This is a genomic window from Streptomyces sp. NPDC013455, from assembly GCF_040632975.1.
Classification (GTDB): Bacteria; Actinomycetota; Actinomycetes; order Streptomycetales; family Streptomycetaceae; genus Streptomyces.
Genome location: NZ_JBEYCX010000009.1, coordinates 56290 through 68285, shown reverse-complemented (window position 1 = coordinate 68285; position 11996 = coordinate 56290). Strand labels below are relative to the sequence as shown.

Here is an 11996-nt window from a genome sequence, read left to right as displayed (position 1 = left end):
CCTGCCGATGCCGGCACGGGGGCCCCGGTCCCCACCGGCATCCTCCGCAATCCCCCCGGCCACGGCAAGGCCCGTCTGCTGCCAGACGGGCCACACCGGTGACCTCCCCCTACGGGTCAGCCCAGGGTCTGGGCCGCCGTCGGTGAGGAGTCCTTCAGGAACTGCGTGCAGCGCTCGTACTCCTCCTGCTCACCGATGGCCTGGGCGGCGCGGGCAAGACCGTGCAGGGCGCGCAGGAAGCCGCGGTTCGGCTCGTGCTCCCAGGGCACCGGGCCGTGCCCCTTCCAGCCGCTGCGGCGCAGGGCGTCCAGGCCGCGGTGGTAGCCCGTACGGGCGTAGGCGTACGACTCCACGACCGAGCCCCGCTCGAACGCCTCGTCGGCCAGCTGGGCCCAGGCGAGGGAGGAGGTGGGGTGCTTCGCGGCGACGTCCGCGGGCGCGGTGCCGTCCGCCAGGGCCTGCCGGGGCTCCGGGTCGTCGGGGAGGTGGGTGGGGGGCGGGCCGCCGAGGAGGTTCTCGTGAATCGTCATGGGCTCAGTCTGTCACCGCGCGGTGCTCCCGGCCCTTGACCCTCCAGAGGTGGAGAGGCCACCGAGCCGTGGGTGCGGCACTCCGGCCGGCGGCAGCCCGGGGAGGGGCGGCGGACCAGCGCGAACGCCAGCAGCGCACCGGCGGCGAGCAGGCCCGCGCAGATCGGCATCGCCCGGTCGAAGGCCGCGTCGAAGGCGGCCGGCGACCGGTACGCCTCCGGCCCCATCCCCGCCAGCAGCGGGAGCGCCGCCACGGCGATCAGGCCCGCCGCCCGTGCCGCCGCGTTGTTGATGCCGCTGGCCAGGCCGGCGCGGGCGGTGTCGACGGAGGCGAGGACGGTCGCCGTCAGCGGCGCGACCAGGGTGACCATGCCGGCGCCCATCACCAGCACCGCGGGCAGGACGTCCGTCGGGTAGTCGGCGTCCGCCCCCACGCGCAGCATCAGCAGCATCGCCGCGGCGCAGAGCAGCGGACCCGCCGTCAGGGGGAGCCGGGGGCCCGTGCGGTCGGCGAGGGCGCCCGAGCGGGAGGAGAACAGCAGCATCAGCGCGGTGGTCGGGAGCAGGGCCGTACCGGCGGCGAGCGGTGAGTAGCCCGCCACCACCTGCAGCTGGAGGGCGGTGAGGAAGAAGAAGCCGCCGAAGGCCGCGTACACGCACAGCGTGACCAGGTTGACCGCGGTGAAGGAGCGCGAGGCGAAGATGTCCGGCGGGAGCATCGGGGCGGCGCGGTGCCGCTCCACGGACACGAAGGCCACCGCGGAGGCAAGGCCCGCCGCCGCCGTCAGGGCCACCGCGGGGGAACCCGACCGGGCCTCGATGAGGGCGTAGGTCAGCAGGGCGAGGGCCAGGGCGCCCAGGGCCGCCCCGAGGACGTCGAAGCGGCCGCTCTCCCGGCGGCCGGCCGACTCCGGCACGTGCCGGAGGGCGACCGGTACGCACACCAGCGCCAGCGGCACGTTGAGCAGGAACACCCAGCGCCAGCCGGGGCCGGCCACCAGCCAGCCGCCGAGGAACGGGCCGACGGCGGCACCGATCCCGCCGAAGCCGGACCACAGGCCGACCGCGCGGCTGCGGTCGTCGGGGTGGAAGGACGCCTGGATCAGCGCGAGCGAGCCGGGGGTGAGCAGGGCGCCGCCGACGCCCTGCAACGCGCGCGCGGCGATCAGCACGCCGGAGGTCGGGGCCAGGCCGCACAGCAGCGAGGCGGCGGCGAACCAGAGCACGCCGAGGACGAAGACCCGGCGGCGGCCGTACACGTCCCCCAGCGAACCGCCGAGCAGGATCAGGCCGGCCAGGGTGACCATGTAGGCGTTGACCGTCCACTGGAGCGTGGCGAGGCTCGCGTCCAGGTCGTGGCCGATGCGCGGGAGGGCGACGTTGACGACGGTGGAGTCCAGCATGACCATGCTGGAGCCGAGCACGGTGGTGAACAGGATCCATTTGCCCTGGGGCGCGGCCAGCCGGACATCGGGCATGGTCCCAGGTATACAGCGGGCCCGGCGGCATGGACAGCCGCCGGGCCCGTGGTCATGCGCCGCTTACTTGATCTTGTTGCCCGCCGAGCGCAGGTGCTGCGTGGCCTCCACGACGCGGGCGGCCATGCTCGCCTCGGCCAGCTTGCCCCAGGTGCGCGGGTCGTAGGCCTTCTTGTTGCCGACCTCGCCGTCGACCTTCAGGACGCCGTCGTAGTTCTGGAACATGTGCGCGGCGACCGGACGGGTGAAGGCGTACTGGGTGTCCGTGTCGATGTTCATCTTCACCACGCCGTTCTCCAGCGCGGTCAGGATCTCCTGCTCGGTGGAGCCGGAGCCGCCGTGGAAGACGAAGTCGAACGGCGCGGCCTTGCCGAACTTGGCGGCGACGCCCTCGTTGAGCTCCTTCAGCAGCTCGGGGCGGAGGACGACGTTGCCCGGCTTGTAGACGCCGTGCACGTTGCCGAAGGAGGCGGCCAGCAGGTAGCGGCCCTTCTCGCCCAGGCCCAGGGCCTCGGCGGTGCGGATCGCGTCGTCGACGGTGGTGTACAGCTCGTCGTTGATCTCGTGGGTGACGCCGTCCTCCTCGCCGCCGGTCGGGGTGATCTCGACCTCGAGGATGATCTTGGCGGCGCGGGCCTGCTCCAGCAGCTCCTGCGCGATCTCCAGGTTGTCGGCGAGGGTCTCGGCCGAGCCGTCCCACATGTGCGACTGGAACAGCGGGGCCAGACCCGCGTCGACGCGCTTCTTGGAGAGCGCCAGCAGCGGACGCACGTACCCGTCGAGCTTGTCCTTCGGGCAGTGGTCGGTGTGCAGCGCGATGTTGACCGGGTACTTCTCGGCGATGATGTGCGCGTACTCGGCGAGCGCGACCGCGCCGGTCACCATGTCCTTGCTGTACTGGCCGCCGAGGAACTCGGCGCCGCCGGTCGAGATCTGGACGATGCCGTCGCTCTCCGCCTCCGCGAAGCCGCGCAGCGCCGCGTTCAGGGTCTGGCTCGAGGTGACGTTGATGGCCGGGTAGGCGAACTTGCCTGCCTTCGCCCGGTCGAGCATCTCGTTGTAGACCTCGGGGGTTGCGATGGGCATCTGTCCGCTCCTTGAGTTGCGGGTTGGCGTTCTGCGTTACGGCCCTGACCTAGACCTTGGGGGCGACGTCATCGTCGGCCCCATCTTCCCAGACATGAACCGATGGTCCATGCGCCGGTCAAGTCCAGGTCAATCCGGGTCGTCAGTCCAGTCCCAGTTCATCCTTCGAGAAGGCGAAGAGGTAGGGCACCCCCGCCTGCTCGGCGATCGCCTCGGCCGCCCCGGTCGCCCGGTCCACGATCGTGGCGACGGCCACGACCTCCGCGCCGGCCTCGCGCAGCGCCTCCACGGCGGTCAGCACCGAGCCGCCGGTGGTGGAGGTGTCCTCCACGGCGAGCACCCGGCGGCCCGCGACCTCGGTGCCCTCGATCCGGCGCTGGAGGCCGTGCGCCTTGCCCGCCTTGCGCACCACGAAGGCGTCCAGGGTCTTCCCGCGCGCGTGGGAGGCGTGCAGCATCGCGGTGGCCACCGGGTCGGCGCCCAGGGTGAGCCCGCCGACCGCGTCGAAGTCCAGTTCGGCGGTCAGGTCGAGCATGACCTGACCGACCAGCGGGGCGGCCGCGCCGTCCAGCGTGATCCGGCGCAGGTCGATGTAGTAGTCGGCTTCCTTGCCCGACGACAGGGTCACCTTGCCGTGCACCACGGCCTTGTCCTTGATGTGCTGCAGCAGCTCGCCGCGTGCGTCCGTCATGCCGACCAGCTTAGAGGCGGCGCCAGGTCCAGGTGGTCGTGGCTTCCAGCGGTTCCAGCGGGGTGACCAGGCGCGGCAGGGTGTTCAGGCCGTTGGGCGGGCCGGTCTGCGGCTCGACGCACACGGCTTCGGCCTGCTCGTCGTAGACGACCACCCACTCCTCGCGGCTGGCCACCTTCAGCTCCAGCCGGCCGGGCCAGGTGAGGGTGACGTCGACGCCGCCGGGCATGCCGAAGCAGTCGTCCCAGGGACCGGGCGCGGGCTCGGTGCGGTTGCCGGTGGGCAGGTGGTCGGCGCCCCGCTCCTCCTGCCAGGCCGGCGTGAAGTCGAGGCGTACGTCCGCGCCGTCCACGTTCCGGTTGAACCAGGGGTGCCAGCCGATCTGCGCCGGGAAGGAGTCGTCGTACGCCTCCACGGACATGGTCAGCGTCAGGCTGTCCTCGGCCAGCGTGACCACCTGGGTGACGCGGCCGCGGTACGGCCAGGGGTCGACCAGGTCGTAGGTGATGACCGCCTCGTGCGCCGCCGTGCGCGCGGTGCGCCAGGCGCCGTCGCGCGCGGTGCCGTGGATGGCGTGCGGCGGGGAGTTGAGGGGCATCTGGCGCACGGTGGCACCGTCCAGGAAGCGGCCGTCCCGGATCCGCCCGCACCAGGGCACCATCGGGAAGCAGCCGTAGCGCTCGCCCTGCCGCAGCAGCTCGGCGCCACCGATCCGCAGTCCGCCGATCCGGCCGCCGTTGCCGGGCCGCACGGTCACTTCCGCGTCGCCCGCGGTCAGCGTGATGTCTTCGTCACTCACGTGACCGACCCTACTGGGGCGATCAAGAGGGCGTGCGCAAGGCCGTTCAGCGTCGCCTGCGCAGGGCGCGGGTCACCACGATCGCCGAGGCCACGGCCAGCGCCGCGGCGGGGGCCGCCCAGCGCAGGGCCGGGTTCCCGGCGATGGTCTGGGGGGCCGGCACGGGGGCGTAACGGCCGCGGGGCGGGGCGTGGTCGACCTCCTCGGCGCTGCGGCCGATCATCGTGCGGCGGGCGTGCGCGGCCTCGGCCGGCGGCTCACCGGTGTCGGCGAAGTCCCCGGCGGGCCGGTCGGCGGCGCCGGTGCCGACGTCGAGCTCGACACCGTCGTCCCCGCCCGGGCCCGGGGCGGACGGGGGTGCCCCGGTGCCGAAGACGGAGGCACGGCCGGAGTCGGCCCCCGGCGCCCCGGGCTCGCGCGCCTCGGCCTCACGGGCCGCGGACTCCTGGGGCGCGGACTCCTGGGCCGCGGACTCCTGGGGCGCGGACTCCGGGGGCGCGGCCTCGCCCTCCTGCGTCCCGGCCCCGCCTTCCTCCGCTTCGTCCGCGGGTCCCTCCGCTTCGTCCGCGGGCTCCTGCGTGTCGTCCCCGTCCGTCGCGAGGTTCTCCAGGAAGCGGTTCAGCAGCCGGGTCGCCGCCGAGGTCACCGCGTCCGCCGGCAGTTCGGTGATCCGTCCGGAGGCCTCCGCCGTGCCCTCGGCCGTGACGGCGCAGCCGCCGTCACCGTCCGCGAGGCGCAGGGTCAGCGCGAACGTGACCGCGCCGGTGCCGCGGGCCTCGGTGGCATCGCCCTCGACGGCGTACGAACCGTCCTCGCGGGCCGTCACCCGGGCCGTCCCCCGGTAGGTGACGGAGTGTCCGCCGACGCGCAGCTTCAGCCGGCCGGCGACGGGTTCGGCACCGGCGTCCTGGTGCAGTCCGGGAACCGCCCGGGCGACGCGTGCGGGGTCGGCCAGCGCCGCGCCGAGCCTCTCGGCGGGGACCGGGACGAAGACCTGGTGCCTCATGGTCGGTGAGCCTACCCAGTCGTGGCCGGAACTCACCCTGTCGCGCCGGTGGCCCCGCCCCCTGCCCCCCGTTTGCGCCTCGGCGCCGCGGTCGCCTCGGCACTGCCGCCGTCTCGGCACCGCGGCCGTCTCCGCGCCGCGGTCGTCTCAGTACCGCGGATGCAGCAGCGTCGACGCCCGCAGCCCCCCGACCCGCGTGCGTTCCGCGGCCCTCGCGTCCGCCGCCAGCCCGGCCCGGGTGAGGGTGCGCGGCCGGCCGGGGCCCGGCCGCAGGGGCGGTGCGGTGCCTCCCGGGGCCGCCAGCAGGAACCCCCAGTCGCGGGGCGCGCGGAAGGTGCCCGGTGCGCGTCCGGCCCCGGCCGCCCGGCCGGGGCCGTCGCCGAGGACCCGGTAGGGCGAGCCGGCGAAGCCGGCCGTGCGCAGGGTCGCCGCGACGGTCCAGAAGACGCGGGGGCGGACGGTGACGGGACCGGCGTGGACGGCCAGGCGCCCGTCCCCGGCCAGCACGCGGCGGACCAGGCCGTAGAACTCCTGCGAGTACAGCTTGGTGCCGGCGGTGACGCCGGGGTCGGGGAGGTCGGCGATCACCACGTCGTACGCCGGACCGGGCGCCCCGCGCAGCCAGGCGAGCGCGTCGGCGGCGGTGACGCGCACCCGCGGGTCGGCGAGGGCGTGCCCGTTGGCGGCGGCCAGGCCGGGGTCGTGGCGGGCCAGGCGCAGCAGTCCGGGGTCGAGTTCGACGATGTCGACGCGGCGCACCCCGCGGTGGCGCAGCACCTCGCGGGCGGCCAGGCCGTCACCGCCGCCGAGGATCAGGACACGGGCGTGCGGGCCGGCCAGGGCCGGCTGGACCAGGGCCTCGTGGTACCGGCGCTCGTCCCGGCCGCCGGCCCGCAGCCGGCCGTCCAGGTAGAGGCCGAGGGGCCGCCCGTGGGTGCCGCCGGTCAGGACGACCTCCTGGACGCCGGTCTGCACGGCCACCCGGACGTCCGGGCCGTACACGGCGCGCCGGGCGGTCCGTTCGAAGTCGCCGGCGAGGGCGGCGGCGGAGGCGAGGACGGAGAGGACGGTGACACCGGCGGCGAGCAGGGTCCAGCGGGCACGGCGGCTGAGGTCGCGGCGGAACAGGCCGAGGACGAGGGCGCCGCCCGCGACGACGTTGACCATGCCGGTCAGCAGCGCGCCGGTCAACTGGCCGAAGAACGGCAGCAACAGGAAGGGGAAGGCCAGGCCGCCGACGAGTGCGCCCACGTAGTCCGCGGCGAACAGGTCGGCCACCGCGCCGCCCGCGTCCTGCCGGCGGACGCGCTGGATCAGCTCCATCAGCAGCGGGACCTCGGCGCCGATGAGCAGACCGATGACGAGGGAGAAGGCGGCCAGCAGCCAGCGCGAGCCGTCGGCCCAGGCACCGCCCCAGCCGCCGGTCCACGCGAACACCGCGTACAGGGCCATCGCGCTGCACCCGCCGACCAGCGCGAGGGCCGACTCGACCGCGCCGAACCCGGCCGCCGCGTGCCAGCGCAGCCGCTTGGCGCCCAGGGAGCCGATCCCCATCGCGAACACCATCACGGACAGCACCACGGAGGCCTGGGTGACCGTTCCGCCGGTCACGTACGAGCCGAAGGCGACGAGTTCGAGTTCGTACACGAGTCCGCAGGCCGCACAGACGAAGACGCACACGAGGACCAGGAACCGCCCGGTGCCGGGCCGGACGGGCAGCCGTGCGGGGCCTGTCCGGTGGGGCGGGGCGCCCGGGGGCGCGGGGGCGTGCGGTTCGATCACGCTGCGACGTTACGTCAGACACTCGGCACGCTTCGTCACCCACACGTGTGGAAACGGCGGCGGTCGGCGCGTGCGGGGTTTATGCCGCCGGGAAGTGATCGGCCTGGCTGCGCACCCGTGCCCGCGCCCCGACCCGGGTCCGGGTGGCCACCAACTGGCCGTCCTGCGGGTAGGCGTGCCAGGTGCGCCAGTGCACCTGGCCCTCCTGCCGCTGGGCGAGCATCGCGGTGAAGGCGTGCGGACTGCCGGGGAAGACACCGGCGAGGCCGTGCGGATGGTCGGAGACGAGGGCCAGCAGCTCCTGGGCGCGGCCCTCGAACGAGCCGGGGGTGAGCACCTCCACGCGGGCGGCGAACTCGTACTCCCAGTCGCCGACCCGCTTGGCGACGCCCAGCGGCAGCGGGGTGCTGGAACCGGGGATGCACGCGACCGTCTCCGAACAGATGCCTCGCGGCTCCTCCAGGAGCACCTGATGGGACGCGCCGAGCAGTCGCAACTGGAGTTTGGCGCCGGTGAGTTCCAGGTCGAGGGTGGCGAGGGCGGGCAGCGGCTCGCGTCCCAGGGCCCAGGCGAGGTCCGCAGCGCGCGTATCGGTATAGGAGGTGTTCAGGGTCGTGAGCATGGATCGGCTCCGCTAACACGCGATGAGGGGGAGATCGGCCATGTCAGCCCAGCCGGCCCGGCCGGGGTGGGGAGCCTGCGGGGACGTCCGAGGGGCTGCGTTGGCGATTTAGAGGGAATCATGAACAGAGGCGCCGCCACAGCGTTTTTACCCAACTTCGTGGGGTTTCCATCCCTCGGGGGGCTCCACAGCTCAACTGTTCAACCATGGCGTACGCCGGGAGCGGGCCCGGACGTGCCGAGCGCCCGCCGGAAAACTGCTCCGACGGGCGCTCGGCCGTGTGGCCCGGATGCGGTTCCCCCGTTGCCGCGAGGCCGGCTGCCCCGTGTCAGCTGCCTCCCCCGCATCCGCCCCCGCCGCCGCACGACGAACCTCCGCCGCACGACGAGCCGCCACCGCACGAGTGGCTCGAGCAGGAGTGCCCCCCGTGCCCCCCGTGATGTCCGCCGTGTCCCCCCGACGAGCCGGAGTCGCCGCCCCCGGCCCACCAGCTGCCACCGCCGTAGGTGCTGGACGCCGACGACGACGCCGACGACACCGAGCGGTGTCCCCGGCCGCGCGCACCGCCCTTGCCGAGCGACGGCTTCACCCGCCGCCGGCTGCGACGCGCCCGGCTCACCGCGATGAGCACGACTACGACCACCGCCAGGATGATGCCCGCGATCGCTGTGTCACTCATGGCGCCACCCTCCTTCCGTTCCCCCGAAGCGGCCCCCCGTGGGCGCCTCGCGCACTGCCGCGTCCCGCGCGGTGCCGGGGAGATGCCCCACCGCCCGAACGCGCAAAGCACAGTTGAGGAAGTTCAGAGGGTTTTCGCACGACTACGGCCCCTGACCTGCACAGAAGGGCAGTTCAGGGGCCGTCCGGGGTTCACTGGGCCGTCTGTGGGCCGTGATCTTCCCCAGAACGCGAAGCCAGGTAATCGCGTGTGGCATCGCATCAAACAGCCCCGCGACGTTGATGCGGCCCTTGAAGTCGAGCCCGAGGCCGCCGAAAGGTGTCGATCTTCAGCGGCGCATTCGCCGCGTACATCTCGAATGGGAAGTCCGTGCCGATGGGCGGGATCGCGCCGCCAAACAGCGAGTCAACGTCAGTCACGTGATGTTCCTTCCGTCTGCGGGGGACCTGATCAACGAGAGCGGGGGGGGGAGCAGTCCCCCCCCGACTTGGACTACTCCTCCGCCCAGGTCTCAAGGCGCCGCCCCCCGTGAACAGGTCATTGACGGACAGGCAGGACAGCTCAGCGCCTCACCGTCCCGCCCGTTTTCGCAGGCAACTCCTGGTGATGGGACACCCGGGTCGTGGTACTCCGGCGTCCCGTCAGCTTGTGCTCGCAAACACCGAGTCAATGACGCGGCGGGCGCGCTCGCGGCTATCAAGCATTAGGTGGGCGTACACCCGCGGAGTCAGCCCTGGATCGGCGTGCCCCATGTACTCGCTGACGGCCTTGATGTTCTCGCCCGCGTCCAGCAGCGCGGAGGCGTAGAAGTGCCGTAGGGCGTGCATCCCGTGCGCGCGCCGACTCGTACTTGCCGTCACCGTCGGCTTCCGGGATGAGCCCTGCCGCCGCGAGAGCGGGCTTCCACTCCTTGCCGTTGAAGTTGCTCCGCCACACCATTCCCCCTTGCTCGGCCGTGAAGATCAGCCGGGCAGACACCTTCGGCCCTTCGGGCACGTCCCACGGCAACGTGATCTCGGCGGGTTTGAAAGCGTCGATGTGCGCCCGGACGGCTTCCGCGACGGAGCTCTGACATCGGAGTTGGATTATGTGCCATCGAAGATGGACCGTCAGAACCTGTCCGTGGGCCATAGCTCCCAAGTTGCTTCGGATCAGTTCGTAAGTCTTGAGGTGAGGGAGGTGACCCCGTCCGTCCGCGGGCCGATCGTCCGTGTCCCGTGGCCGTGACCTGTAGGCGGTATGCCCGTTGAGCACGAGGCACATCCGACGATCCAGGAGCAGGGTAACCATGGCGACGTGGCAGCGATTCATCGAAGTCCTCACCGATGCGTTCGGCACCGAGAACGTGTCAGTAGGGCGAGACGGCACGAAGGTGTCGGCCACCATGGACGTCCCTGCCGAGGAGGGCAGCACGCAGAAGCGCCGCCAGAAGGTGCTCTTCGAGTCCGACGGCAAAAACATGGGGTGGGTCGCTGCCACGTCCTTCATCGCCGCCGCTGAGGGGCTCAACATCTCAGCACTTCTTGAGCAGCTCGGGGAGGAGTGGCGTAGGCCGGGCGCCGTCAACATCGGCGGGCAGCTGGCCCTGCGTCACCACTTCAGCCTGATTCCGTACAGCGACGACAGCACGGAAAACACCAAAGAGCAGCTTCTGAAAATCGCTATTGGGTCGGCCATGGTCGTCGGCATCCTGGCCGACCGCTTCGAGGAGGGGTTGGCTGAGAAAGACGTGAGGTAGCCCCCCGCCTCCCCACGCGCCGATCCGGCACACCGCTGCTCCGGCAGCGGGGCGACAACCGCGCCGCCACCTGATCTTGACGTAAGCGGGGAACCGGTGCGCCCCGCCCTTCCCGGGGGACTGCGGCCGGTGGTCCACTTCCCTGGCAGTCGGTGCATGTTCAGTGTCAGACGACAGCAGTGAGGGGCCGTCTCGGGGCCGTCCGGAGACGGCCAATGACGACAAACAACGACAGTTGATGACAGCATTCGCCCAGCTCAGGGCTGGCGCGTTGGATACGGCCGCAGGCGCTCATCCGTGAAGGTGAGTTGAGGAAGTCCAGAGCTTGGGCGCAGGATGACCGGCATGACCTCCAGCGCACGCCCCCACCTCAACCGCCGGCTCGCCGCGTTCGGGACCACGATCTTCGCCGAGATGTCGGCGCTCGCCGTGGCGACCGGGTCGATCAACCTCGGGCAGGGCTTCCCCGACACCGACGGCCCCGAAGAGGTCCGCGAGGCCGCCGTACGGGCGCTGCGCGACGGCCGCGGCAACCAGTACCCACCGGGGCCCGGCGTCCCCGAGCTGCGCACCGCGATCGCCGCGCACCAGCGGCACCGCTACGGCCTGTCCTACGATCCCGACACGGAGGTGCTGGTCACGGCGGGCGCCACCGAGGCGATCGCGGCCGCCCTGCTGGCGCTGGTCGAGCCCGGGGACGAGGTCGTGGCGCTGGAGCCGTACTACGACTCCTATGCGGCGAGCATCGCGATGGCGGGCGGCCGGCGGGTGCCGGTGACCCTGCGGCCGCACTACGAGGGGGGCGCCGGATTCCGTCTGGACCTGGACGAACTGCGCTCCGCGGTCACCGACCGCACCCGGCTGCTGCTGATCAACACCCCGCACAACCCGACGGGCACGGTCCTCACGCGCGCGGAGCTGGCCGCGATCGCCGAGCTGGCGGTGGAGCGGGACCTGCTGGTGGTGACCGACGAGGTCTACGAGCACCTGGTCTTCGACGACGCCGCGCACCTGCCGCTGGCCACGTTCCCCGGGATGCGCGAGCGGACGGTGACCATCGGCTCGGCGGGCAAGACGTTCTCGTTCACCGGCTGGAAGGTCGGCTGGGTGACGGCCGCCGCGGAGCTGGTGGGCGCGGTCCGGGCGGTGAAGCAGTTCCTGACGTACGTCTCCTCGGGCCCCTTCCAGTACGCGGTGGCCGAGGCCCTCGCGCTGCCCGACAGCTACTTCGAGGAGTTCCGCCGGGGCATGCTGGTCCGCCGGGACATCCTGGCGGAGGGGCTGACGGCGGCGGGCTTCGAGGTGTTCCGGCCGGCCGGTACCTACTTCATCACCACCGACATCCGGCCCCTCGGCGAGAAGGACGGGTTCGCCTTCTGCCGCGCGCTGCCGGAGCGGGCGGGCGTCGTGGCCATCCCCAACGCGGTCTTCTACGACGACCGGGAGGCGGGGGCGCCGTTCGTGCGGTTCGCCTTCTGCAAGCGGGAGGACGTGCTGCGCGAGGCGGCGGAGCGCCTGCGGGGCATGTGAGGCACCCCGCGAGGCGGCGGCCCGGCCGCGGGCACGCGGAAGGGTGCGGGCACGC

10 protein-coding genes and 1 pseudogene are annotated in these 11996 nt (G+C 72.8%); 2 read left to right on the top strand and 9 right to left on the bottom strand.

The features are described 5' to 3' along the window. Window positions 1-116: 116 nt before the first annotated feature. The 9 genes and pseudogenes from ABZ576_RS16710 to ABZ576_RS16670 form a co-directional block, all read right to left on the bottom strand. Window positions 117-530, bottom strand: a complete 414-nt coding sequence (locus ABZ576_RS16710; RefSeq protein WP_360740775.1) for a DUF3151 domain-containing protein — start codon at window positions 528-530, stop codon at window positions 117-119. Beyond that, window positions 527-2008 carry an MFS transporter gene (locus ABZ576_RS16705; protein ID WP_360740773.1) on the bottom strand — a complete coding sequence of 494 codons (1482 nt, stop codon included), beginning with the start codon at window positions 2006-2008 and terminating at the stop codon, window positions 527-529. Before ABZ576_RS16705 ends, ABZ576_RS16710 begins: the two co-directional genes overlap by 4 nt. 63 nt (window positions 2009-2071) lie before the next feature. Then, complete coding sequence (fbaA, locus tag ABZ576_RS16700; RefSeq protein ID WP_360740771.1) at window positions 2072-3094, bottom strand: class II fructose-bisphosphate aldolase; 1023 nt, start codon at window positions 3092-3094, stop codon at window positions 2072-2074. A gap of 142 nt (window positions 3095-3236) precedes the next feature. Next, window positions 3237-3785 (bottom strand): orotate phosphoribosyltransferase, encoded by a 549-nt coding sequence (pyrE, locus tag ABZ576_RS16695; RefSeq protein WP_360740769.1) that lies wholly within the window; start codon window positions 3783-3785, stop codon window positions 3237-3239. A gap of 10 nt (window positions 3786-3795) precedes the next feature. After that, window positions 3796-4584, bottom strand: coding sequence for an aldose 1-epimerase (locus ABZ576_RS16690; protein WP_360740768.1), 789 nt, complete (start codon window positions 4582-4584; stop codon window positions 3796-3798). Between the two features lie 46 nt (window positions 4585-4630). After that, entirely contained in the window at window positions 4631-5590 is a 960-nt protein-coding gene (locus tag ABZ576_RS16685) for an SRPBCC family protein (protein WP_360740766.1), read from the bottom strand. Window positions 5591-5737: 147 nt separating this feature from the next. Beyond that, window positions 5738-7372, bottom strand: a complete 1635-nt coding sequence (locus tag ABZ576_RS16680; protein WP_360740764.1) for a polyamine aminopropyltransferase — start codon at window positions 7370-7372, stop codon at window positions 5738-5740. A gap of 79 nt (window positions 7373-7451) precedes the next feature. Continuing rightward, a complete protein-coding gene (locus tag ABZ576_RS16675; protein WP_360740762.1) occupies window positions 7452-7994 on the bottom strand; it encodes a DUF2617 family protein in 543 nt (180 codons plus the stop codon). Window positions 7995-9314: 1320 nt separating this feature from the next. Beyond that, window positions 9315-9738 (bottom strand): annotated as a pseudogene (locus tag ABZ576_RS16670) (tyrosine-type recombinase/integrase); the annotation flags it as partial. A 223-nt stretch (window positions 9739-9961) separates the two neighbouring features. Between ABZ576_RS16670 and ABZ576_RS16665 the strand changes: the two are divergent. Together ABZ576_RS16665 and ABZ576_RS16660 are read left to right on the top strand one after the other, a co-directional pair. Beyond that, window positions 9962-10411, top strand: coding sequence for a hypothetical protein (locus ABZ576_RS16665; RefSeq protein ID WP_360740760.1), 450 nt, complete (start codon window positions 9962-9964; stop codon window positions 10409-10411). A 336-nt stretch (window positions 10412-10747) separates the two neighbouring features. Further along, complete coding sequence (locus tag ABZ576_RS16660; protein ID WP_360740758.1) at window positions 10748-11941, top strand: pyridoxal phosphate-dependent aminotransferase; 1194 nt, start codon at window positions 10748-10750, stop codon at window positions 11939-11941. Window positions 11942-11996: the final 55 nt, after the last annotated feature.

Coding starts and splice junctions, on each gene's coding strand:
- ABZ576_RS16710 (WP_360740775.1), bottom strand. CDS start 530: ATGACGATTCACGAGAACCTCCTCGGCGGCCCGCCCCCCACCCACCTC.
- ABZ576_RS16705 (WP_360740773.1), bottom strand. CDS start 2,008: ATGCCCGATGTCCGGCTGGCCGCGCCCCAGGGCAAATGGATCCTGTTC.
- fbaA (WP_360740771.1), bottom strand. CDS start 3,094: ATGCCCATCGCAACCCCCGAGGTCTACAACGAGATGCTCGACCGGGCG.
- pyrE (WP_360740769.1), bottom strand. CDS start 3,785: ATGACGGACGCACGCGGCGAGCTGCTGCAGCACATCAAGGACAAGGCC.
- ABZ576_RS16685 (WP_360740766.1), bottom strand. CDS start 5,590: ATGAGGCACCAGGTCTTCGTCCCGGTCCCCGCCGAGAGGCTCGGCGCG.
- ABZ576_RS16675 (WP_360740762.1), bottom strand. CDS start 7,994: ATGCTCACGACCCTGAACACCTCCTATACCGATACGCGCGCTGCGGAC.
- ABZ576_RS16665 (WP_360740760.1), top strand. CDS start 9,962: ATGGCGACGTGGCAGCGATTCATCGAAGTCCTCACCGATGCGTTCGGC.
- ABZ576_RS16660 (WP_360740758.1), top strand. CDS start 10,748: ATGACCGGCATGACCTCCAGCGCACGCCCCCACCTCAACCGCCGGCTC.